This window comes from Sorangium sp. So ce693, assembly GCF_051521375.1.
GTDB lineage: Bacteria > Myxococcota_A > Polyangia > Polyangiales > Polyangiaceae > Sorangium > Sorangium atrum.
Window position 1 is genome coordinate 4,836,668 of the sequence record NZ_CP150347.1, and the last position, 25,177, is coordinate 4,861,844.

The 25,177-nt window shown below is 68.1% G+C and carries 8 protein-coding genes; 6 read left to right on the forward strand and 2 right to left on the reverse strand.

All coding sequences use genetic code 11. The annotated features are described in order from the left end of the window. Positions 1–41: 41 nt before the first annotated feature. Complete coding sequence (locus tag WMF14_RS18230; RefSeq protein WP_437802531.1) at positions 42–5,660, reverse strand: protein kinase domain-containing protein; 5,619 nt, start codon at positions 5,658–5,660, stop codon at positions 42–44. Positions 5,661–6,153: 493 nt separating this feature from the next. Here WMF14_RS18230 and WMF14_RS18235 point away from each other — a divergent pair, with 493 nt between their 5' ends. Continuing rightward, entirely contained in the window at positions 6,154–9,561 is a 3,408-nt protein-coding gene (locus WMF14_RS18235; protein WP_437802533.1) for a hypothetical protein, read from the forward strand. A gap of 4 nt (positions 9,562–9,565) precedes the next feature. Continuing rightward, positions 9,566–15,892, forward strand: a complete 6,327-nt coding sequence (locus WMF14_RS18240; protein ID WP_437802535.1) for a DEAD/DEAH box helicase — start codon at positions 9,566–9,568, stop codon at positions 15,890–15,892. Between the two features lie 93 nt (positions 15,893–15,985). Here WMF14_RS18240 and WMF14_RS18245 read toward each other — a convergent pair whose 3' ends face one another. Then, positions 15,986–17,344: a hypothetical protein gene (locus tag WMF14_RS18245; RefSeq protein ID WP_437802538.1), complete on the reverse strand. Its 1,359-nt coding sequence runs from the start codon at positions 17,342–17,344 to the stop codon at positions 15,986–15,988. 739 nt (positions 17,345–18,083) lie between these two features. Between WMF14_RS18245 and WMF14_RS18250 the strand changes: the two genes are divergently transcribed. The 4 genes from WMF14_RS18250 to WMF14_RS18265 all read left to right on the forward strand — a co-directional run bounded on the left by WMF14_RS18250 (position 18,084) and on the right by WMF14_RS18265 (position 25,174). Further along, on the forward strand, positions 18,084–19,820 hold the full coding sequence (locus WMF14_RS18250) for a DUF6178 family protein (protein ID WP_437802539.1): 1,737 nt from the start codon (positions 18,084–18,086) through the stop codon (positions 19,818–19,820). A gap of 195 nt (positions 19,821–20,015) precedes the next feature. Next, positions 20,016–20,147, forward strand: coding sequence for a hypothetical protein (locus WMF14_RS18255; RefSeq protein ID WP_437802541.1), 132 nt, complete (start codon positions 20,016–20,018; stop codon positions 20,145–20,147). Positions 20,148–20,940: 793 nt separating this feature from the next. Next, on the forward strand, positions 20,941–22,176 hold the full coding sequence (locus WMF14_RS18260; protein WP_272098397.1) for a hydroxymethylglutaryl-CoA synthase family protein: 1,236 nt from the start codon (positions 20,941–20,943) through the stop codon (positions 22,174–22,176). Between the two features lie 148 nt (positions 22,177–22,324). After that, positions 22,325–25,174, forward strand: coding sequence for an SDR family NAD(P)-dependent oxidoreductase (locus WMF14_RS18265; RefSeq protein ID WP_437802543.1), 2,850 nt, complete (start codon positions 22,325–22,327; stop codon positions 25,172–25,174). Positions 25,175–25,177 lie beyond the last annotated feature (3 nt).

Here is a 25,177-nt window from a genome sequence, read left to right on the forward strand (position 1 = left end):
ACAGACGCGTACACGACAACCACTCGGCCCCGGCCTCCGCCTCAAGGATGGCGCACCCAGGATGCGCGCTCCGGGCCGCCGTTGGGCGCGCCGGCGTGGAGGGTCTCTTTGATGAAAGGGGCGACCGCCTTGCTCTGCGTGAGCTCGTCAAGAAGTCGCGCGGCGTGGTCCAGCGCATCGATCAGCTTGGTGTCCGCATCCCGCGCCGCGAGCGTCGTGCCCACCATCTGGAGAGCACGGTCGACGATCTCGTTGAACGCGTCGGGGTGATGCTCGGCGTTGCGCAGCCTGCCCGCGACGTCCATCAGCGTGTCGTCGAGCCACTGGGGAGCTCGGAGCCTCGCATTGTCGAGCAGTGAACGAGCGCTCCGCAGGTACACGCTCGTGGGGGCGGCATAGCCGCGGGGGAGCCGCGCCTTCACGATCCTCCGGAACGCGACCTCGAGCATGGCGGCCACGGCTGCGTAGCGGCGTGTGCCTTGGAGCATCCCGGCACGGATGAAGGTCAGGCTTCTCATCGAGTCCTGGGCCGCCTGTTGCACCGGGTCCGGGAGGCCGAACATCCGCTTTTTGAGCGCTGCCGCGATATCCGCCAGTCCGGTCGATCGGTGCTCGTCCCGCATGCTCTGCACGATGGCGCGAAAGCGCTCTCGAAGCTCTCCAGCCCTCGGGCGATCATCGGATCGAGATACCACCATCCGGCCCAGGAGATCCTGGAGCTGGTGGGAGGCTGCGGACGAGCTCGTGGCGGCGCCCAGGTCCGTCTTCAGAAGCTTCCGCAGCATGGTGCCGGTGGAGTACACGTCACCGGCCGTCGACCAAGCCGACGAATCGCTCGTGTTGAGCACCTCGGGAGGAATGAACTCCGCCACGCCTTCGACGATGGAAACTGGCCCGCCACGGAGCTGCTCGACCGCCCGCGCCAGCCCGAAGTCGATCAGGACGACGTTGATCTCTACCTTACGAGCATCGTCGTCCTGCGGGACGCGAAGGAGGACATTCGCGGGCCGGATGTCGCGGTGAACCACGCCCGAACGCTCCAGCACTGCCAGAACTTCTGCCATCTGCAGGCCCACTTCGGCGACCGTGGGCTCCATCATGCTGCCCTCGGGGAGTGGGTAGCCCGGGATCCACTCGTAGACCACGAGCCCCTGCTGAGGGTCATCGTCCGCGATGCCCATCTCCAGGATACGGGGCAGATGCTCCCGAGCCCGCTGGTCGCCCGCTTCGCCGATCTTCCGGAGGAGCGCGACCTCGTGGATGAACCGCGCCCTCGCCCGTGTCTCACGGAGGGAGATGGCCCTCACCGCGACAGCGCGGTTGTTCCGTTCTGCGCGCCAGATCCGGGCCTGGCTGCCCTGGAAATCAGGGGCCTCGTCGGCGTCGCTGCTCACGCGCGGCGGCCGTCGCACCCGGTGGAGCCCGAGGCGCTGCGCGGCTTCGCGCTCGGCATCGTCATGGAGCGGGCGCGGACTGAGCGCACGAATCGCGAGCAGGCGCTCCAGCATCGGCAGCTTGAACTCGCCGTGCTCGTTGAGGACGCGCAGGGTCTCGAGCTCTCCCTCGGCTTCGTTCAGCCGCTCATCGAGAGGCTCCGCGCCGGGGCAGAGCTTGCGGAGCAGCGCCCTGGCTTCGGCACGGCCGGCGCTCCCTCCGGCTGGTCCCTGCGCGCGCGCACCAGCCCAGGCGAGCGCCAGCGGGTAGACGGTGCTCGGCTTCCAGTCGTTGAGGTTGTCGCTCTCGTTGAGCGGATCACGTACCCAGTCCCAGATCGCCGTGTCGCCGTTGCGGAAGTCCGTCTCGATCTTCGCGCTCGCCCCGTCGACGTCGGCGCGGATGAACCACGTTCGATGCGATTCCCGGCAGAGCGTGAGGATCTCCGCCAGGAGCTTGCCGAGGATGAACAGGTTCCCGGAGAGCTTCGCGAGGTGCTCGCGCGCCTCGCGGGAGCTCTGCAGGCCACCGCCGCTGCTGGTGCGCTGGAGCAGGTCGATGATCTCGTCATCGCTGAACTCGAAACGGTGGAACTCCTTGAGCGAGGCGCGCAGGTTGGTGCTGATCAGCTTCGGCAGATGCCCCTGACCGACGAACCCGAAGAGCACCGCCGCGCGCTGCACCTTCCCGTCGCGTTTGACCACCGCCCACGAGTCCTCCATCCGCTCCTTGAGCCGCTCCGCGAGCTGCTCGCGTCGCGACTGCGCGAACATTGCCTGCGCCTCGTCAACGAGGACGTAGATGGCGCGAATCCCGCGCTCTGCCGCCTCTTCGCGGACGGAATCGTATGCATGCGCCACGGGCAGGAGCCCATCCTCCAGATCCCGGTATACTTTCCTGGGGCTGAACTTGGTCTCGAACTGCTTCGCGATATCCTCCCACAGGCCTGTCAGCGTGCGCTGGCTGGCCGCGACGCGGTTCAGCAGGACGACGTCGCCGGCGCCGATGAACTTCTGTACGCCACGGAGCAAGCTCGTCTTGCCAAACCTCCGGGGTCCGTAGACGAAAAAGGACGATGTCCCCTGGCGCAAGATGCTCAGCAAGGCGTCGTAGCGGCGCTCGACGCCGAGCCGGCAGAGCAGCATGTCCTCCGGCTCCACGTTCTGGGGGATGGGATCGCGCAGATCCGGCATTGTCAACGCCAGCACCTTCCAGGTCAGCGTGGTCTTCTCGCTCTTGCCGTCCGGCGCGGTGCCCGTGATCGACACTTGCAGCTCCTTCTTGCGCGCCGCCATGTCCTCGGCGAAGCGTCGGGAGAGGACCACCGTGATCTCGAAGTCGTGCTGGATGGTTCCCGCCGTGAGCTTGAGCGGCTCGATCTCTTCGCGGTACGCATGCGCTTGTGGGGTCACGAAGCTCACGAGCAGCTTCGTTAGCTTGACGCGGAGCTGGATGGCCGCTGGGAGCGGTGACTTGAAGCGCACCTGCACCGGGAGGCAGACGGTCCCGTAGTCGAGCGTGTCGATTTGCTTGTAGACGCCTCGCGCATGGTGCACTGCGGCGCTTGCGCTGCCGTCGCTTTTCGAGGACAGCGGGGGATCGAACCAGAATGCGGGGGTCGAGCGCACGTCAGGAGACGTGGGCAAGAAACGCCGGGCGATCTCCCGGATTTGCTGGAAGGTGAGGTTGGAGATCGTGTTGAGCAGAGCGCGGACCAGGTCGATGTCGCGCAGCGTGCTGCTGCAGTCGTCGAGGGATGCTGTTCGCAGGTGTTCCCGGACGGCGTCGAGCGTCTCCTTACCGAGCGAGTCCGAGAGTTCCCTGAACCGCTGCAGGATCCCCTCTCGCTCGAGGACCTCGGCCTCGGTGTCAGGCCACCCGGCCGACAGGCGGGCACGATCCTGGTCGGTGGTGATCTCTGCGATCCGCACGAGTCGACCCTCACGTTCGTTCTGTGCGGCCCGCTCTTCAAACGCTTGCCGGAGTCGCTCCGCCAGCGTGCCGGCACCCAGGTCGGGGAGATCGCGGACGTGCTCCTGCTCCGCCGCCGGGAGCTCCTCCACCCAACGCAAGCACGCCTGGACCTCGTCGACGAACGCACCAGCATCGATGACCTGGCTGGCACGCGCGGCGCGGTCCGTCACCCCTCGCCAGACCCAGTCGGGGAGATGTGCCTCGATGCGGGTCGCGAGGGCGCGCGCGCTCTGGAGTTGATCGAGGCTCTCCGGCCGGCCGAGCAGGCCCACGAGCCTGTCGTCGAGGGGGGCTTCGATGCTGGTGCCGAGCCAGGTTGCGATCTCGTCGACCGAGGTCGCGACGGCGGCGACCTCGTTCTGCTCTGGCAGCCGTGCGAGCTGGGCGTTTAGGGCGGCGATGGCCTGACTCAGCGTGGCCGCTACCTGGAGTGGACGCGCCGGGTTGAGGGGCGCCCCGATCCACCCTTCCTCGACTTCACGCAGGGCTTCGAGCGTGCGGAGGACCTCGCTCACCCCCGTGCAAAGGCGTGCGCGCGCCGCGTCCAGAAGGGTGCGGACACACGGTGGCTGCGTCCCGCCCACGCGCTGCTCCGAACGGTCTGGCATGCCGGTCGGCGAACTGATGTGGGGGTTGATCTGCTGCGTGGAATGGAGGGCACCCTGTGCGGTCTCGGCGGCGCGCTGCGCAGCGTCGCCGGCCCCCGGCGCATCCTCGCCGGTGCCTTGCGAGCCCTCGCTGGCACCCACGGCATCCACGCCTGTGACAAACGCCTCCTGGCTGGCGCCCTGCGCAGTTTCGCGAGGGTAGGGCGCGGCTTCGCCCGCTTTCTGTGTGGCCTCGCTGCCCTTCGCCTTGAGCTTGACAATAGGCGAGCCGATGTACGGCGTGGGCGAGACGACGCCAAGGCTCGGCACTCGCCCCGAGCGCGGAGGCGGCGCCGTATCCGCGGGCGTCTCCCCCGACGGCGTAAGTTCCGGCGGGGCGGCACGGTGCTTTGAGGTTGGTGCACGGTAGTCCTTCCAGCGGAGGAGGACTGCGGCGGCGTTCGCCTCGCGCTCCGCGTCCAACAGGCGCTCCACGGGCGATTCCAGGAACGCGTCGTCGCCGGTCAGGTGGCCGAGGCCGTCGCGTAGCCACGTGAGAACGGCGCGACGCCAGGCGAAGGCGGCCTCCGGGGCGTTGGCCGCGTGGCTCAGGTCCTTCGCGCTCTCCTCGAGCTCGACCAGTCGGTCCCGAGCTCGAACTCCGCTCGCCATGGCCAGCCAGATCTGCGCGCGATCCTCGTCGAGCAAAGGCAGCTGAGAGAGCGCGGCGAGGAACGCTTGGAGCTTCTGGTTGCCGAACGACGCGGGGTTGCACACCGTGTTCAGCAGCGGCACGCCGAGCGCGCGCCGCAGGGCTTGGTGCACGCGCTCGTCTATCTCGACATCACCGGGCAGAGGGCCAGCCACGAGTGCCCGGAGCTTTTCGGGCAGAAACGCGCGCGTCCGGACGCCCTGCGCGTTCAGGAACTCTCGAGCGGGCGTGAGGACGTCCGTTATAGGGGGGGCCTTCCGTGGCAAGAAGCGCCTCCGCGTGGCGGGGGGCACCCCCGAGAGCCGGCGCCTCACGTCCTCGCTGAGGGCCTGCGCGGTCATGAGGAGATCCTCGTCGGCGATGCGGCGGCGCGGAGGGAGCGTGGGCGTCTCCGGCTTCGGCGGCGGAGGCGCGACAGGCTTCGCATGCAGTGACGCATCGCCGGAGGGCTTCGCGGTCACGAGGAGATCCTCGTCGGCAATGTGGCGGAGCGGAGGGAGCGTGGGCGTCTCCGGCTTCGGCGGCGGGGGCGCGACAGGCTTCGCATGCAGCGACGTGGACGCGACGCGCGCCGCCGGCGCGGCGAGGAGGAGCAGCAAGCCGTCGAGCTGATCAGCGGGCGGTGGGCCTGCATTCGGATCGACGCGCTTGAACGACGCCTGGAAGCGGACGGCCTCTGGCGGGGCCGGAACGGGCGCGAGGAGGTCCGTGATGAGCAGCGCATCACCGCGCGGTGAGATCCTCGCCGTAGCCCTGCAGAGATCGGAGAACAAGACCAGCTCTTGTGCCTCCGTCCCACGCGCCACGATGACGTAGTTCTTACCCCCCGATTTGGCCCACCGATGGGTCAGCTCGTCGAAGACGTGCTGGCCGGAGCGGAGGCCCTGGGGCCCGCGGAACTCTGGCTCTCTGCGGACGGCGTTTCCGGTCAGCTGAAGATAGTGAGTCGTCATCGCGTGCGTTGCTCGGGCTGGGCGATAGCGCCGCTACTCGAGAAGAAGCTGCGCTTCGTATCATGGAACCCTCTGGGAGCTCTTCCGGCTTCCCGACGGGCGCTGCCTACGGACGGAAGGCGTCAGCGTACATGGTTGCGCGGGTGCCTGGTAGACGGGATGAGGGGCCCAGCGCCGCGCAGCGGCAGGCGGCAGGCGGCACGCGCCGGAGCGAGAGCTGGGCCGACGGACATCTCCCTCCATGGTGGCGGGGGGACCTACGCCGTGGCTGGTGTTCGCCGCTGAAGCTGTAGGTGATATACGCGGACCTGTTCTGGAGCTGCTTCCGGGGCGGCGTTTACATGAGCGCGCCTTGGCGCGAGGATGAGGCTCGCGTCGTCGTGGGAGGAAGGTTGACCACTTCGCAAAGTTATCGGCGTGCCCAAATCCGATGAGAAGGGGAAGTCTCGATGAAGCGAACCGCGGTCCGGTACTTCCTGTGCGAGGTGCGTTGGTGAGCGTGCGAGGACGGACGGTGAACGCTGCGCTGCGCCGGCACCACGGCGGGCGCCCGCTCTTCACGCTCAACATGTCGGCGGCCGAGCTCTCCGCACTGCGGGAGGAGCTTGCGGAAGGAGTCCGAAGCACGGGGATCGCGGCGTTGCGGGCATCGGACCGCGCCCGCATGTTCGTGGTCTACGCCGCCGAGTTCCTATGCCAGGAGGGGCACGCGCTGGAGTGGCGGCCCATCCTCGGCTCGATCGGGGTGAGCGCCGAGGAGGCGCCGCGGTATCCCGAGCTGTACGAGGCCGTGGTCGACGCTTTGCGCTCTTTCGATCGGCAGGTCGTGACGCGCCAGGGCCGCAGGCGCTTTCTCGCGACGTTGCTCCGGGAAGGCGGGCTCCCCGTGCACATCGGCAACCTCCCCGAGCTGGTGGGGGCGCTGGGCCGGGAGATTGGCTGGGAGGCGCTCGCAGGCCAGGACGGCATGGCCGCCCGGCGCTTCGCCGTGGCTCGTATCAAGTTGCTCGCGCAGGGGCGGCTCCGAGAGTTGCTCGACGCGAGCGAGGCCGCCGAGGCGCTGGAAGACATCCTCGCAGACGCCGCGGCGACGCGCCAGCGGCTGGCGCGGTGCGGGGTGGATCCGACCTCGCTCGGCAGCGCGGACGATGTCCGGTGCGCGCTGGATCAACACGGGATCGAGCTGCCGGCGACGAGGAATCCCCGCTTGCTAGCGGCCATGCTGGCCTCGTTCCGGGACGCGGCGCAGTCGCCGCGCGGAGCGCCGGCGGCGTCCTTCGGCGCGGCGCTGGAGCTGCGCGCGATCCTGCTACCGGATCGTCGAATCGAGCTCCGCGCGAGCTTGGATCTGGCGCATCCAGCGCTCCGTGGGCGCATCCCGGCGGACGTGACGTATGCGACCGTGGCCCTGGAGCCCGGGACGCACGGGGCGCGCTTGATCGCGTGGTCGGAAGGGGAGAGGCGGTTCGAGAGCGACGACGCCGTCAAGGGGCGTCTGGAGTGGCTCCTCGGCATGGGGAGCCCGACCGCGATCGTGGTGGCGCGCTACGCGGCGAGGGGCGGCGCGGCGCAGGTGGTGCCCGTCGAGACGCTGGTGCTCCCGGACCAGGCGCTGTGGTGGTTCGACGGGGAGGGCCGGATGCTCCGCGCGGATCAGGAGATCATCGCCGCCGGCGAGCGCCGCCTCCTCTTGGCGCGCGAAGAGATCGTGATCGAGACCTCGGGAGGCGTCACCGCCGCGGAGCTGTCCGGGGGAGCAGCCGCCGCCTGGGCGATCGACGCCGCCACGGAAGGGGAGGTCCGCGTGCTCACCGCGGGAGGCGAGATCACGGTGATCGAGTGCCGGCATCGGGTCCTCTCCGTGAGCATCGAGGGCGGCTTGCCGTCCCAGTTCTCGCGCGCAACCAGCGCCTTCGAGCGCTTGCCCGATCTGACCGTGAACGACGCCCGGGATGGGGTCGACGTGGTCGTAAGCGCCGGGCCGCACGCGCCCTTCGAAACGGTGGCGCGCGATGCGGCGGGGCGTATCCGTCTCAGCGGGATCCCGCAGCTCCGAGGCGCGTGCGGCACCGTACGGGTGCGCCTCACGGCGCGCGACGGGCGGAGCTTCCACGCCCGCTGGACGGTGATCCCGTCGCACTTCGTGGAGCTCGTCGAGGCGCGGCGGGTCGTCTTCGGATCGAAGCTCCTGGCCCATGTGACCAGCCGGCACGGGGTGGTCACGGCGCTCGGTCCAGGCCGCTTCGAGGTCCAGGCCCCCGCGGACGCGCAGGAGGTCGCGACGGCGCTGGGGCTCAACTCGGGGGAGATCCTCCGTGCCTGCGTGCCGCTAGCGCGGCGCTACGTGCGCTTGTGGAAGGACGTCGTGTCCAGGGAGGAAGCGCCGCTCGACGGGACGGCGATCCTCACCGAGCGCATGGTCTTCACGCACGCCTGCGTGGAAGTGCGCTCCGAGCCCGATCGCGAGGTGTGGCTGGAGGACGAGGGTGGGGCGCGCCTCGTCACGAGCCGCACCGATCGCTTCGGGCGCGCGCTGGTCCCGCTGCGCGATGTGGTGCGGCAGAAGCTCCGGCCAGACAAGAGCTCGATCGTCGTCGCCGCCCGCGTCGACGGCGATCCGGCGGCCTACCGCTTCCAGGTAGTCGTTCCCCGGATGCACCACCCCTCGCGTGTCGCGCGCCCGGGGCAGCTCGTACTCAAGCTGCTGCTTGACGAACGCGATTTACCGGAGAAGCCCGCGCTGGCCTGCTTCGATGTCCTGCGGCCGTTCGATGAGCCGGCGATCGTCGCCTGCGGGCTTGAGAGCGTCGAGCCCCAGCGCTTCGAGGCGGCAGCGGCCGCGAGCGCGCTGCCGACGTCGCGCGGCCGGTGGATCGTGTTCCTGGCGGACGCGGCGCGCTCGCCCGTGAGGAGCCATTCGGGCGGCGTGCTGGTGGAGATACCCCTCGACATGGAGGCGGTCCCGCCGCGCGCGCTCTCGTCGCTTGACGAGGGGTTGTGGTCCAAGGAGGAGCCGCAGATCCTCCGCGCGCTGGAGGACATGACGACCGATCCGCCGGCGTTCGAGGTGTGGCTGGACCGCTTCGTGGGCGCGGTGCGGGGCCGCGCGGCCTTCGGGCTCGAGTGGTTTTACCTCTTCGATCTCATCGCCGCGCGCGCGCCCTGGGTCCTGCTCGCCGCGGCGGCGCAGCTCCCCGCGCGCGCCCGGTTCGCGTGGCTCGATCTGTATCGCACCGAGTGTCGCGGCTTCACCTGGCTCGGCGTGACCCGCTCGGAGCGGCGACCTCTCGCGCGAGCGCTGCGGCGCAAGGAGGTCCACGAGATCACCGAGCTAATCGAGACGGCCAAACAGGCGCGCGCCATGCCGCGCGCCGTCGAGCTGACGCTGTATCAGGAGGCGCTGGGTGGGCGGCCGGAGGCCCCGCTGCTCCTCGAATCCATGAAGGCGGAGGTGTTCGGTGAGGGTGGTCCCATCGAGCTTCCCCGCGACTGGGAGGGGCGCCTCGCGCTCCGGATGTCGGACCTGACCGAGATCGCGACGCAGGACAGTCTGCGTGGACGCCGGGCGGCGGCGTTGCTGAAGCTCCGCCAAGGGGCGAGCCAGGAGCTTCTAGAAGCGCTCCCGCGGGCCTGGGTCTTCGGTACGCCCGGCGCCGCGCCGAGCGTCAAAGCGACGTTGATCGAGTCGGAGGCGAAGGCGAAGCGCGAGCTCTCGGTCGGCCACGGCCGCATGGTCGTCGACGCCGAGCTGCGCGTGGCCGAGGCGGCGCAACTTTTGACGGCGTATCGTGAGCAGGGCGTGCGGATCAGGAAGGACGCGTGGAACGCCATCGCGGTGCTCGACCAGATTGTACCCGACCTTCTGGATGCCTGGTTGCTCGTGTCGATGGGAAAAAGGTGAAGCGATGAGCGGGTATCAACTGGACGCCTATGCCGCCAATGAGCGGGCGCTGGCAGAGATGACGAGCTTCGTTCGGTCATCGTTTCGCTTCCGAGATCAGACGATCGACGATGCGGTCCACAAGGCGATCACGGACTTCGGGCTCGTCGCGCCCCCCGTCGTGGAGGCGAACTTTCCCTTCGAGCTGCCCAGTCTCGGCCCGAAGACGACCGGCGAGCTGGCGAAAGCAGGGATCGTGCACCGCGACCTCCCGGCGCTGCTCCAGGCCGCGCGCGGCGAGGCACAATGGCCGGCCGACCGCCCACTCTACCGGCACCAAGTCGAGGCGATCGAGAACTACCGGAAGGGGAAATCGCTCGTCGTCGCGTCGGGCACGGGCAGCGGCAAGACCGAGTGCTTCCTCTTCCCCGCGCTGGACATGATCCTTCGCGATCCGGACCTGAAGCGACCCGGCGTACGCGTGCTTCTCCTTTATCCCCTGAACGCGCTGGTGAATAACCAGATGGATCGGCTGCGGGCGATTCTTGGCGACCATCCGACCATCCGCTTCAGCCTTTACACGAGCCGCCTGCCGGAGAAGACGAAGGTGGCAGAACGGAAGCTCAATAAACTCGGGTTGCCCGTGCCGCGCGCGGAGCTGATCTCGCGCGAGCAGCTCCGCGAGCAGCCGCCGCACATCCTGGTAACGAATTATTCGATGCTGGAGTACGCGCTCGTCCGGCCGGACGACGCGCCGATCTTCAGCGACCGGTTCGCGCGCCCGGAGATGGTCGTCATCGACGAAGCGCACGTCTATGCCGGCGCGATGGCGGCCGAACTCACGCTCCTCATGCGGCGCGCCTGGCTTCGCTGGGGGATCGCGGAGCCGAGCGCAGTCCAGGGGATCGCCACGTCGGCGACGATGCACCAGGGGATCTCGGACGGCCGGGAGCGCCTCCGCTCCTTCGCCGCGAGCTTGCTCTCCAAGGCGCCTTCCGACGTCGAGCCTATCGAGGGGCGGCGCGTCGTCCCCCAGGCGAAGACCTCGCCTGTCAAGATGGCCCTCCCTGCGCCCGCCGCGGTGGCGGCGTTCGACACCGACTTCGCGACGCTCGTGGACGAGGTGGTGGACGGCGATGTCGAGGTCAAGCTCGACGGCTCGAAGGTCTCCCGTGAGCGGGCGCAACAGGTGGTCGACGTGCTCCGCCCCGGCTTCCGGACGTGTGATGACTTCCCGGCCGCGCGCCTGCTCCATGCTGCGCTGGAGCCGCTCACCTGGGTACGCAAGCTGCGTGGCGATCTGAACGACGCCGCCACCCGCATCGATCAGCTGGCCGACGTACTGTTCGGGAAGGACGGTGATCTGGGCGTGCGCCGGCGGGCTGCTCACCGCGTCCTCGAGGTGCTCGCGCTGGCCCGCAGCGCGGCGAGCGAGATCCCGCTCCTGCCCGTGCGCATCCATGCGACGGCGCGCGGACCGCACGGCGTCTACGCCTGCCTCAATGACCAGTGCCCCGAGGCGGTGATTCGGGGCGCGCTCGGCACGCTGTACACCGAGCCGGTGGGCCGGTGCGGGTGCGGCTGCGGCGTCTACGAGCTGCGCGTGTGCGAATCCTGCGGTCAGTCCTTCGTGCTCGGGCTCGAAGGGGCTGGTGATGATGGTCTCCCGGCGCTGGTGCCGCAGCGGGTGCAAGGGCAGGCGGGCTCCGGCGGCGGCGGGAAGCGGAAAGAGGACAAGAGCGACGTGGCCCTGTTCTGCTTCAGGGATCGTTGGGATGACGGCAGCCCTTTCCTCACGGCGGACGGAGCGCCGGAACAGCGGTGGGTCGACACCAGCTCGGCACCCTGCCGGCTCGGCGCCGAGGACGGCCGGCGCCTGTGGCGATTCCCGGGCGGGAACTTCAAGGGGCCCGAGCGGACGCTCGCCGGCGTGGCTTGCCCCCGCTGCGATTCCCAGCGACCTGCGCTGCCCGTCATCCGGCGCGTTCAGGTCGGCACCGACGCGGCGCTGCAGGTATTGATCGATGGGGTGTATCCGTCACTCCCGCGACATCGCGCCGCCGCCGCTCGCTGGTTGCGCGGTGGGGGGAGACGCCTCCTGCTGTTCGCCGACAACCGCCAGGTAGCCGCGTCGCTGGCGGCGAAGGTGGAGGAGTCGCATGATACGCTGCTCGCCCGCCGGATCCTCGTCGAAGCTCTCGACGCTTGCGCCGGCCGGGGGGAGTCGGGCCGTGCCTCTGCCCTCCAGCGGGACATCGTGGCCGCCGTGGAGCGCGACGACTTCGAGGAGGCGGCCCGCCTCAAGGTCAAGCTGGCTGAGGCCCGCGCCGCCGCCGCCGCCGAGGGCGTCGACTTCGAATGCTTGGCCTCGGCCATTCGCGACCACGCAGGCCTCCGAGAGCTCAGCAACCACGACGCTGCCAGCGCGCTGGATCTGGCTCGCATGGTCGTTGCTCGCGAGCTCTCACGCCGCCCTGGACGTCTCGGCAACCTGGAGGCGAACGGCGTCGTGGTGGTCGATTACGGGCTCGCTTTTCCTGTGCCTAAGCATCCGGACTTGCGCCAGCTGTTCTCCGAGGAGATGTGGAACGCGCTCGTCGCCACCCTGCTGGACACGGCGCGCGCCGATGGCGCATGCACGGTCCTGCGCGTCGGGGGCCATGATGACTTTCTCCCGCGCCGTCTCATCGACCGCCCGATGGTCAAGGAGCCTCGGAAGGGCAAGGCCGGCGCGGACGCCAACGAAGACGCGGCCGACGGCACGTGGGAGAAGACGCCGGTCCCGCTCATGCCCTCCGGCGCCGGGGTGACCGCGAACGAGAGCCGCCGGCTGGCTTACGTGGAACGGGTGCTGGCGGCGCTGGGCGCGCCTGCTGCAGTAACGCCGGTGCTGGTCCTCGAAGAGGTCTGGGACGCGCTCGACCGCGTCGCGCCGGTGGGGCAACAGCAATCCCAGTCGGTGTCGCCCATTCGGCGCCGGGACGAAGCGGGGCGCTTGGAGATCGTGTTTCACCTGCTCCGCTTCCGACGGTCGAGCGCGGGGCCGCTCTATCGTTGCCGCCTGTGCCGGACGTCGTGGGCGCGCGCGGTGGCAGACGTCTGCCCGACGAGCCACTGCGAGGGCACGCTCGCCCGCATACCGCTGGGGCAGGAGCTTGATGACCGGGACCGGATCGTGGCGCGTGCGGTGGGCGAGGGTCGGACGGAGCTCCTGGGGCTGAACTCCGAGGAGCATACCGCGCAAATCCTCCCGGAAGACCTGGAGCAGAGCGAGGCTCGCTTCAAGGATGGCGAGCGCAACGCGCTCGTGTGCTCGACCACGATGGAGCTCGGCGTCGACATAGGCGGTCTCAGCGCCACGTTCCTCACCAACGTGCCGCCCGGTCCGTCGAACTACCTGCAGCGCGCTGGCCGCGCTGGTCGCCGCGCGGAGGGCACGGCGTTGGTGCTGACGTTCGCGCGACCGCGGCCGTTCGACCAGGCGGTCTTCGCCGATCCGGAGCGCCCCTTCAAGCTTCCGATCACACCCCCCGCGGTCAAGCTCGACAGCCCCCGGATCTGTCGACGCCACGTGTACGCGCACCTTATGGCACGGTTCTTCCAGCGCTTCGACGCTGGCGTGAGCGCCCAGAATCCGCTCACCGTCTTCGGCTCGGTGAAGGCGTTCTTCGAGGACGCCGTCGCCGCGGTCGAGCACCTCGACGCCGCGGTCGGCGATCGGATCGGGAAGACGCTCGGGGTCGACGTCAAGCAGGAGACCATGTGTCACGCGTTCGTCGCGTGGCTGGTGGACATAGCGGTCGCCGACTCCTCGCTCGTCGCGGAGGTGCGGGCGCTGACGGCGCGCACCGCGCTGGCGAGCATGTCGATGGACGACATCGCCGACCGTTGCTGGACGCACATCGAGAAGATCGCCGCTGAAGTGCGCCACCAGCTTCGCGTCCTGAACATGCAGCTCGACGCCGAGCGAGCCAAGCCGGAGGCGGCGCAGGATCGCGGGATGATTCGCGCGCTGGAGTACCAGCGGTACGACCTGACGAGCGAGTCGTTGCTCAGTTATTTGGCCGTCGCGCAGTTCCTGCCGCGGTACGGGTTCCCGGTGCAGGTGGTGCCTCTCGTCGAGCGCTGGGAGGAGAGTCAGGGGGAGAGCCGGTCACCCTCGCAGCCGCGCCTCCGCCTCGAGCGCGATGTGGCGCTCGCGCTGAGCGAATACGCGCCGGGCGCCGAAGTCATCGCGGGCAAGCACGTGCACGTCTCCCGCGGTCTCCTCCGGCACTGGACCGGTACGGACGCTCCCGGCGTGATCGCGCAGCGGGTCATCGGCCTGTGCCCGAACTGTGGACAGTTCCATTTCGCTCGCAACCAAGGTGGCCTGGAGAAGGCGTGCAAGACCTGCAAGCAGCCGGGGTTGCGGGAGATCCCGGTCATCCAGCCGAAGCTGGGGTTCGCCGTGCAGTGGGGGCGGCGGCCGCAACGCTGGGCCGGCGGCGCCCGGACCGCCCTACGCCCGGTGACGGAGGCCGTGTACGCAACCCGCGAAGGAGGCCCGACGGCAGAGGTGAGCGCCGGTCTAGCGCTGGCGTACGACGAGGAGGGGTCGATCCTGGTGCGTACCGAAGGGTCACTCGTGGAATCGGACCGAAGCGGAGCGAGCGCGAGCTCGGCCGCGGTGGGCGCGCAACGGCAGGGATACGGCTACGCCATCTGTTATCTCTGCGGCCGCGCCGAGCCCGAGACGGAGCTGCCAGGGATCGACAAGAAGGGTAACAAGGTCGATCCGCTCCCCAAGGCGCTCGAGCAGCATCAACGCCTGCGTGGTAAGGGGCGCTGCGAGAACAAGGGGAATTATTGGCGCCACATGGTGCTCGCCGGCGATCTGCGCACGGAGACGCTCCGGATCGAGCTGAAGGGGGCGCTCGCGCTCCCCGGCGGGGAGGATGGCCTGCGCCTCGCGACGACGTGGATGGTGGCGCTCCAGCTCGCAGCGGGCGAGGTTCTGGGGGTCGATTCGCGCGAGGTCAGCGGGTTGCTCTCGCCGCGAGGTGTCGGTCAAGGCTTCGTGTACGACGTCATCCTGTACGATCAAGTGGCCGGCGGGGTGGGCCACTGCCGGGCGCTGCGGGAGCGCTGGCAGGATCTGATGATCGCGGCCCGACAGCGGCTGCGGTGCTCCAACCCTGCTTGCACGACGGCATGTCACCGTTGCCTGCTCGCGTTCGAGACGCAGCGTTACGAGCCGCTCCTGCGGCGCCGTAAGCTGCTCGATCGTCTCGATCCCGGCTGGGCGCTCCTGGAGAAGCGGGCTGAGCGAGACGGTCTTCCAGTCGAGCCGGTGTTCCGGGGCGGCGTCGAGGTCCGGGAGCGTCTTGCGCGGCTGCCGACCGCGGAGATCACGGTCGTGGCGCCCAGCGTCGGCCGGCAGGCGATGGCGGACGATGGCTGGCTGCGCTGGATTGTGCGGCACGCCGACGGCCCAGGGCGCGCGCGCGTGGTGCTCGGTCGCCTGCCGGATCCGAACTCGGACGAGGAGCGAATCACGGCGCTCCGGCTGCGGTTGGCGATCGAGATGGGCAAGGTGGAAGTGCGGAAGGTGTCGCCGAGCGCCGCAGCGGATTTCGCCTGGAAGCTGTCGTCCGGTGCGCCCGATTCCGAAGATGTGTTCCTCGTGGAGCAAGCGCATGACGCGGACGCGCTCGGTCCTGGGTGGCTGCGCGAGAAATGCCGGGTGTTCCGTACCGTGGGACGCGCGGCCGGGCAGGCAGCCCGGGAGCGCGTGGCGGCGCTTGTCGCTGCCGCGCGGGTGTGCACCGCATCGGACTTCGAGCCGGACGAGGCGGCCCCGAGCATCATCGTTCACAACGTGCCTGCGCGCCAGCAGGGCGCGGACGCAACCTTCGCCCGCTGGTTCGTCAACGCCTCGGGTGAAGCACTCAACCATCGGCCCATCCGCGCGCTTCGGATCGTCGATCCTTACCTGCAGACCCACTGGCAGCTCATCTTGCTCGAAGAAGCAGCGGCGTTCTTCCGGGCGCGTGGCTGCCAGAGCCTGGAGGTCGAAACCTACGCGCCCAGCCCCGAGAAGGAGAACCAGGGGCACGGGCATCACCGGACGCTCAGCGCCGACGAGCAAAAGGCGCGGATCGCGCGCATCGCGGGGAACTCGGGATGGCGGCCGCTGGTGCTGCCGAGCGACCCGCTGGCGCGGGTTCATCTGCGAACCATTACGGGCACGCGGGAGGACGGTTCGCGTTTCGTGGTGCTGCTTGAGCGCGGTCTCGACTTCATCTCGTTCGACAGGCGGCAAGGGGCGCGGGTGACGCGGGAGAGCTACGTCGTGGTGAAGGAAGAGTGAGTGCCACCCGATGAAACGGGAGCGGACGTGGCTCGCCTCATCGCCGCCATTCAGGTCGGCTGCCCGGCAGATAGGTGCGGTTCGCACGGCACGCTACCTTCCGCGCTTCCCGCGTTCGGCCGTGAGGTCGACCACGGGAGCTTGGACGCTGGCCGCCGCGTTCTGCCATGGTAGCCCCAGCAGCCGCCCGATCGCCTCGTGCGCAACGCGCACCGCTTCGACATCCCCCGCCGCAGCCGCGGCCCCCAGCCCGTCCCCGAGCTGCGCAACCAGCGCCGCTCGCGGCGACAGGGCAGGGGAGGGCGCCGCCCCCGCACCCGCGGCCACCTGCTCCGCCAACCGCACCAGCATGTCCACCCCGATGGCCTCCCCCGCCGCCACCGCCTTCAGTGCCGCCACCGCCAGCTCCCGCCCCCCGCCTCCCGCCTGCCCACCTTCCTGCCCACTTTGCCCCTTAACCCCGCGAATTCCTTCGGCACCCCCAGGCTCTTTTAATCCGTAGGTCCAGGGTTCGAGTCCCTGTCGACCCACCAAATAACTACGCGGAACTGCTGACCTTTCCGACCAGCACCACCGCCTGTTCCAGGTTTTCTCCACGGACCGCCCCGGCAGGCGACCCGTCGAGCAACGCGATCGTGCTCGGCGACGGGTGCATGTGGCCCATGGTCTCGTCGAGACGTCGCGGTGCCCGGCGAGCTCCTTGAGCGGCATCAGACGCGCCCCCCCGCATCGCGAGGTGCGAGCAGACCGTGTGGCGGAGGGGGTGCGGGCCCTCGAGCACGCGAGCCCGGCGCGGCGCGTCGCCTGCCGCATCCAGCGCGCGACCGTCCGCCCCGTGATGGGCGAGCCGGCATCCTGCTCGGCCGGTAGCAGACCGGACATGTGGTTGGCCCTGCTCGGCCGAATAGACCTCCGCCGGTGTATGGCGAGGTGATCGAGCTCGACCTCGGCGCAGTCGTCCAGCCACGTGGCGGCGCGGAGCACGCGGGTGACCGCGATCCGGCGCCGGTCGGAGACGACGATCCCGTTGGCCTTGAGCTCGTTCCGGATCCGGAGGAGCTCCTGCACGATGCGCTCGGGCAGCGTCACCCGGTCGACGTCCGCCCGCGCCGCGTCCCACTCAGCGAGCTTGATCTGGGCCGAGGCCGAGCCGGACCCCTTGAACACCTCATCGAGGAAGGCGCACTCGACCCCGGTGAGCCGGCCGTCGAGGTTGCGCTCGCAGGGATCGTTCTTCAGGGAGCTGAGCTCCACCGGCCCGAAATACTCGTCTTCGGATCCGAACTTGCTCACCAGCGTCTGGAACTTCCGCGCCTCTGGGAAGCGCGACAGGAACCCGAAGAACAAGGCGCTCTTCGTCGCACCGGGAGGGCCCACCAGCAGCGCGTGATCGCCAGACAGGACAGCGAGCAGGATGCACTGGACGGCTCTCGCGCTCCCGGAAAGCGGCAAGCTGACTGTCGCGCATGGTCCCGAACCTGTGCCGCACAGACGTCATATCAACCGCGTTACTGGTCGTGGACTTCATCGTCACCTCATGTGTCTGCGCAGCGGGCATGCTGCGCCGGTGCCTCGCCGCGGTGTCACCCACGGTGAGGCGTCTATGGGGGCAACCCCGACCTCCTCAGTCGTTGACCACGGGGATCGTGAACGACACGCCATCACCGCGGTCGAGCTGGAGCTGGAAGCTGTGCCGGCGCTCATTGACGCGCTCCGCGATCCGGTCAGCGGAGGTGGTTTCCGTGTGCGGCCATGGCCTCAGCGTGCGCGAGTTGCAAGCGCAATGCCGGTGTCACCAACATGGGGGCTCTCCACTGCTGCACCTCGCAGGGGCGACCTTTCCGCCGGTGCCGCCCCGCCCCCGACATCACGACGGGAGGGGCTGAAATGTGCGGATCGTGTCGGTCTTCAACACCGGGCGGAAGGCGGACGCAGCGGCGCGCGCGGGCTGCCCCGGCTGGTGAGCGTGACGGGCGCCAGGCCAAGTGCGTCGCCGCATGCACGCCCACGAGCGTCGCCTCCCACGGCCTTCATGAACAGGGCACGGCGAAAACGTACAGTTAACCTGGAAACCGCTCAAAATAGATTTCATTTGAAGCGTCGGGCGGGCGCCGAGCGGCGACACCTGCTCATCATCCCTCGCGACGATCGCGCTTTACAGGCGCGTCCAGAGCGCTAAAGAAGGCAAATCATGAAAACACCGCTCACCACATCGACCCGTCCTCGCCACCTCGTGACGCGACTCCTTGAACAGCCGGATCTCGTCCACCTCGTGCAGGGCCTACCGGCCCCGGTGCTCACCAAGCTTATTCATCACATCGGCCTGGAAGACGCGGGCGAGATCGTCGCGCTCGCGACGACCGCGCAGCTCGAGGGAATCTTCGACGAGGATTTGTGGCGCAGCGAGCGCCCGGGCAAGGACGAGACGTTCGACGCAGATCGATTCGCCCTCTGGATCGAGGTCATGCTCGAGGCCGGTGAGGCGTTCGCGGCGCAGAAGATCGCCGAGCTCGACGAAGACTTCGTCACGCTGGCCCTGTGCAAGCACGTCCTGGTGATCGACATCGACGGGCTCTGCGTGCAGATGTCGAGCTCGGCGCATTCGGACGATGACGATCTCGTGGAGAAGGCGCTCGAGGGCTGTCTGTACCAAGAGTTCGAGGAGTTCCGGGTCATCGCCAAGAACCACCGGAGCTGGGAGCCCATTCTCTCGGTTCTGGTCGAGCTGGACAAGGAGCATCACACCCTCCTACGAACGCTGCTCGATAGGTGCTGCGCCATCTCCTCCGAGTACATTGAAGAATCCGGCGGTCTGTACGACGTCCTCACCTCCGAGGAAATGCTGGAGTCTGACGTGGCCGGTGAGCGGGAAGATCGGCGCGAGCAAGAGGGATTCGTCGCCCCTTCGGCGGCGGCGAGCTTCCTCAATCTGTCGAGGGTCACACCCCTGGAAGAGACACTGCAGTCCCGAACGTACGACGCCGTCACGCGCGCCCATTTCCGAGCGGCGGCGGTGAAGGATCGACCCACCGCAGCGGCGGCTCGGCGGTCGGACGCGCTCGAGGCGAAGAATGCGGCGAATCAGCAGAACCTCAAGGGCTTCCTCGAGGTTTTGCGCGAAGCGGACGTCCTGCCGCCTGCGACCGAGCCGGGGCTCCTCACGGCCGGCACGAAGCACGGGGAAGACCTCCCGTTCACGTCGGCGATCCGCGAGGTGAAGACGCGCGACGCGGAGATCTATGGGAAGCGCCTGATGGAGCTGAGCTACCTCGTGAACGTCCTCATCTCCGGATGCAGCTACAACGGCGGTGCGTTCCGGCCGTTCGAGGCAGTCGAAGCCGCCATCTGCACGTGCAACCTCGGGCTCGAACAACTCCTCGGAGAGCGATCGACGCGCAAGAAGCCGAGCCCGGACGAGCTCGTGTCGGTGATCATCGAGCACGACGCGGTAAAGATTTTCATGGCCGGGTGGAACATCCTGCATCACCGGGTGTCGCTCTTCGCCGCCGACGCGATACGGAAAACGCTGAAAAAGCTGGCCGCCGACCAGTCCGACGCGCAGACGGCCCGAGAGATCGAGCGCGTGGCCCTCGGGCTCGGGGCGGATGCCGACGCGGGCAAGCCGTGGCGCTCGCGCGGCAAGCTCGACCGGCTCGAGGGCGTGCTCGGGGCCGAGACGACATCGACGTTTCGGGCGCTTCTGGACGAGTACCCGACGCTGCCTCACGGCGTGGGCGAAGGATCGCGGACCACCGCGGGCCGGCCTTTGCGCTTCATCTCCACGGCCGCGCAGGTTCTGGCCATACAGACGTTGCTGAAACGGCCGGAGGTGATCGGTGCAAAGGGCCCAGAGCGCGCAGCCCGCACCGACGCCCCCGCCAAGCCTCGACTCAAGCGCACTCGACCTGGACCGGGCCGCCAGAAGTAGAATTTGAATTTCATCACTCCCGAAGCGGGTTTGCGGGGACAACGGAAGCGGTACCGCCTGCGGCGGTGCCGCTTCTCGCCCTTGGCGAGCCGCGAGCGACGGGGAGTGTCAAGAGTGTTGGCTGTTGAGTCTGCGGGCTTCTTGGGGCGGAGACGGCCGATCGCTCACCCGGCGCAGAGGATCGGGACCGCCCGGATGGCCGCGCTCCTTGAGCATGCCGAGGAGGCGACTCGAGCGCAGCGAGGGATACTTGCCGAGCTGCTCGACGATGAAGGGCACGAACGGGTCGACTATCGACGGGCGCGGCGCGACGACCTTCTGCGGTGACGCGGCCTCGGGATCGGGTCCGGCACAACACCTTCGGCGTAGTGTAAAGCATGGTTCGCTCGTGCTCGCTTCGCGCGGCTCATGAGCCGGTAAAGCGGTAAAGCGGCCGGGTCTTGCCCTGGCGCCAGGCATGCGCCTGCCTGGCCTGCGGGTGAAGTACCGATGCTCGGCCCCATACGTGTTTCATTGCCGACGCAAATTTCCGTCATGCGCGGAAGTAATGCGGCTTGCAGATACCTATTGCTCAATCTGTCGGCAGTGTTATATGTGGCCTGGCGGACAGAATCATACCGCGCCAGCCAAAGAGACGCGAGCACTCCAAGGCACGACGACGAAATCGTGCTCTTGCATGCTGAAACGCGAGCAACTCAGGCGCACGATGCGTCTTTGTTGGCCGGCGATGGGAGGTTTTGAGGGGTACTTGCCGCTGCGACTGCTCTTGGCGACACGTGTGTCGCACAGGCTTGCAGGTGTGCCAGCCATTGAACGATTTCAATGGTTTCAATGAGATTTCGAGGCGGCGACGCCAGAGCGTCGAACAGGTTAATTTTGTAAGAAGTTAGGTACCTTCGATGCAATGCTCGAAGGTCCGGCCGGACCGCGATCTCATCCGCGTCCGGAGGTGCATGGCTGGAACGATGGTCGCCGCCGGTGGGGATGTCGCGGCAGGAGCAGGCGCTCATGAGGGGGCTGACAGGCGTGAGAGCGCTGTTCGGCTCTCTCGGGCTGCGCCATTGTGTTTGCCGTTCTAGGTCGTAAAAAATCGTGACGGGTCGATTGCGGGAGAGGGTCGATGGACGTCGGAATCGAGCGCATTAACGCTTATCTCGGGCAGGCATGTATCGACGTGCGGATGATATTCGAGCACCGAGGCCTCGAATTGAAACGTTTCGGAAACCTGTTGATGGACAAGAAGTCCGTATGTCTGCCGTGCGAGGATTCGGTAACGAATGGTGTGAACGCGGCAAAGCCGCTCATTGATTCGCTCGATCGGTCTTCTGTTGAGAAGATCGAGCTATTGATCACATCCACCGAATCCGGGCTCGATTTCGGCAAATCGCTCAGCAACTACCTCCACGACTACTTGGGGCTCAGCCGCCGCTGCCGAATGTTCGAAGTGAAGCAGGCCTGCTACGGCGGTACGGCGGCCCTACAGATGGCTGCCAATTTTGTGAGGTCCAACGCGGCGCCAGGCGCGAAGGCGCTCGTCGTGGCGACGGACATCACGAGCGCGACAGCAAAGCACACATACGCGGAGCCGTCCCAGGGGACGGGCGCCGTGGCCATGATCGTCGGCGACGAGCCGCACGTCCTGGAGCTGGATTTCGGCGCGAACGGCTATCATGGTTACGAGGTCATGGACACCTGCCGGCCGGACGTGCACGTCGAGGCCGGCGATCCGGATCTGTCTCTTCTCTCCTATCTCGACTGTCTGGAACAGAGCTTTCGAAGCTACGTGGAGCGGGTCGAAGGTGCGGATTTTCAGTCTGCATTTGACTACCTCGTGTTCCACACGCCGTTCGGTGGAATGGTGAAGGGTGCTCACCGCAACATGCTTCGCAACATGAAGGTCCCGCCGGAGAGCATCGAGCGTGACTTCAAACAGCGCGTGACGCCGTCGCTCAAGTATTGCGCGGAGGTCGGTAACATCTACTCCGCATCGATCTTCCTCGCCCTGATCGGGCTGATCGATTCCGTGCCGCTCGATTCCGCCAAGCGCGTCGGGCTCTTTTCGTACGGTTCGGGCTGCTCTTCGGAGTTCTATAGCGGAATCATCTCTCGACGCGGACAGGAGCTGGTGCGGGCCCTCGGCCCGGCAGAGGCGCTTCGAAAGCGCTATCGGCTCAACATGGCCGAGTATGAGAACCTGCTGACGCTGAACTCGGAGTGGACGTTTGGCGTGCGCGATCGGCGGGTCGACGTCTCCGGATACCGAGACATCTACGACCGACAGTTCACGAACAGCGGCTTGCTCGTGCTGGAGAGCGTCGGGTCGAACTATCATCGAAAATACAACTGGGCTCACTAGCTGGCCCGTTCGGTGGACTCGCGCGTTCCAGGGCGGAATAGACGCGTTCGCGTTCGGTGAGCGGGTAAAGAACCATGATTGATGGTCGTCGGGTCATTTCGAGAATGGACGTCGCCGCTTCGGCCTGTCCCGGTGACTGGTACGTGCCATGAACGTTGACCTCCTCGGGCAAGCCGACTCGGCCGATGGCGATCGCGGCCGCGTCGCCGTCGGACAGAGCTGGATCGTCGCGCTCTCGGCTCGAAATGAGCAAGAGCTTCGGCGCCTCGCCGGATCGATGCGCGAGTGGTTGTCGCGTGGGCGCAACGGGATCTCAATGGGAGATTTGAGTCGAGCGTTGAACGTGGGACGCACCCATTTCGGCGTGCGATTCTGCGGGCTCTTCGACTCGCTCGACGACCTCTCGGCCGCGCTCGAGCGGCGGGCGGCCGGGGAGGCGCCGCGACGTGCCGATGTCGAGGGTCCGCGGCTGTCGCTCGAGACCGCGACGAGCGCTTTGGAAGAGAGCGGCACGGGGCCGGAGGCGCGCAGGGCGGCGCTGGAAGCCGTCTGCGACTGGTACCGGCAGGGAGCCGATATTGATTGGCGACGTGTGTGCGGCGACCCGTCGGAGGGGGCCCCATTCGACCTGCCGGCCTACCCATTCACGGATGTCGACTTCTGGTTTCAGGCCGAAAGGCCCCATTCGGCCATATCGGGCGCGCGGCCCTGGACGCTGGATTCGTTCTGGGATGCGGACCTATCCAGGTTGGGTCGTCAAGGCTTCGCGAAGCTCTTGGGTGACGATGATGCGAGCGTCCTTCAGCATCGCGTCGAGGGGGCGCCCCTGGTCCATGCTGCGTTCTATTTCGAGCTCGCTTTTGCCGGCCTGAAGGCGTTGCGATGCCGGTTTGACGGCTTGCGATGGCGTTCTTGCGTTTGGGCGAACCACCTCGTGCTCGGCCGGCGCGTGCCCGTGTGCCTATGGCTGCGGGACGACGGCGACACGGCCTCGTTCGAGATAGGGCTCGGGAGCGAGACGACGGAAGAGATCGTCATGCAGGGGCAATGGGAAACAGATAGCCGCGGCCCGGTTCCCCCGTTTCCGGACACGTTCCCCTCCGGAGCGGCGCGCGAGCGCGCCACGGCGGCGGCGGTCTACGACACGCTGGCGGATCGGGGGGTGGAGTATGCGCTGAACGCGCGGCTCATCGAATCGATCAATCTGTGGGCGGCGGACGAGGCGTGGGTCGAGCTCTCGTCCCTGGCACCCGAGAGCGACCGGCAAGAGCCGGTGAGGCGAGCGTTCTTCGCGGCGCTCCAGGCGGCGGAGTTCTTGATCGCCCGATCCTCGGAGGCTCCGGCCGTCGTGGAGAGAATCGAATCTATCGCCATCGCGGACGCCACGCGCGAGCCGCGGTTCGCGCGTGTCCGATCGACTGCGAGCGAGCATGGGGCGCCGACCTACGATATTGTCGTTTTCGACGTAAATCGCGAGGTCGTTGTCGTCATCGAGCAGGTGCTCTTTCAGCTCGTGGGCGGGGCGCGCGGCGCCGGGGGCCGACTCGATCAGGTCACGCGCGGTCCGATGCTGGCGCGCCCGCGCCTCGTGGCGCGCCCTCCCGACGTGAGAGCCCCTTCGACCATCGGCGAGAGCGTGCTGATCTTCGACACCGACGATCGCCTCGCTCGACGAGTTCGGGAGAGCGAGCGCGACGCGGGCGTCGCCCTCGTCTTACCCGGAGCGGAGTTCCGCCGGTGTGACGCGCTGACGTACGCGATCGACGTCACCCGAGGCGAGCACTACACCGCACTGCTCGAAGCGCTGCGCGGCGAGAGCTTCGTACCTGGACACATCGTCCATCGTTGGGCCAAAGGTGACTTCGGCTACCGGCCCAATCAGATCGACTCGCAGCTCGACCACGGCGTGCGCTCGCTCTACTGGATGGCCCGTGCTCTCGTCGCCGCGCGGTGGGATCGCCCGTTGCAATTTTTGGTTTGGTACGGCGGGCGTCCCGAGCTCGTGCAGCCTCTCGGCGCGTCGGCGACCGGCTTGCTGCGAGCGTTCGCTTTGGAGCAAGCACGCACCACCGTGCGCGCGGTGGAAGACGCCTGGTCGGAAGACGATCCGGTCAAAGCCGAGGTCATGCTCCGAGCGGAGCTCGCCGTCTGGTCGGGCGACATCGAGGTTCGCTACGATAGCGGCGGACGTTGGGCGAAGACGTGGGAGCTCGTGTCGCCCTTGCCGGCGCCGGCCCCGCATCCGGTGCGCGCGCACGGCACGTACGTGCTCACGGGCGGCCTCGGTGGCCTCGGGCTGTTGTTCGCGGAGCGCTTCGCGCGGCTCGCGCCGGTGAACCTCGTGCTCGCTGGACGATCGGCGCCCACGCCGCGGCAGGAAGACGTCATGGCGCGCTGCCGCGCCTTGGGGAGCCGAGTCACGTTCGTGCGATGCGACGTCACCCGTCAGGATGAGGCGGACGAGCTCGTGGCGCGGGTGCGCGCGGAGTACGGGCCGATCCACGGCGTTGTTCATGCGGCAGGCGTGCTGCGTGATGGTCTCGTGGCGACCAAAGGGCTCGATGCCCTGAACGAGGTCATCGCTCCGAAGATCGCGGGGACCGTTCACCTCGACATTGCCACGCGTCGCGAGCCGCTCGACTTCTTCGTGATGTTCTCGTCGCTCGTCGGCGCCGTGGGCAACGTGGGTCAAGCGGACTTCGCGGCGGCCAACGCGTTCCAGCTGGCGTTCGCCGAGTTGCGAGAGGCGCAGCGGGTGACCTCCGAGCGTGCGGGGGTTACCCGCGCGATCGCTTGGGGCCATTGGCACGAAGGCGGTATGCGAGTGACCGATGACGTGGACTCGGCGCTCGCTGCGCGCGGGATGGTTTCACTGTCGAACGAGGTGGGCTTCGCGCTGTTCGACGAGGCGCTCCGCGCGGAGGCTCCGGCCCTGATCGCCGCGCAGGGTGACTCGTCGAAGCTGCTGTCGCTGCTCACGAAAGCTGGCCGAGGCTGACCC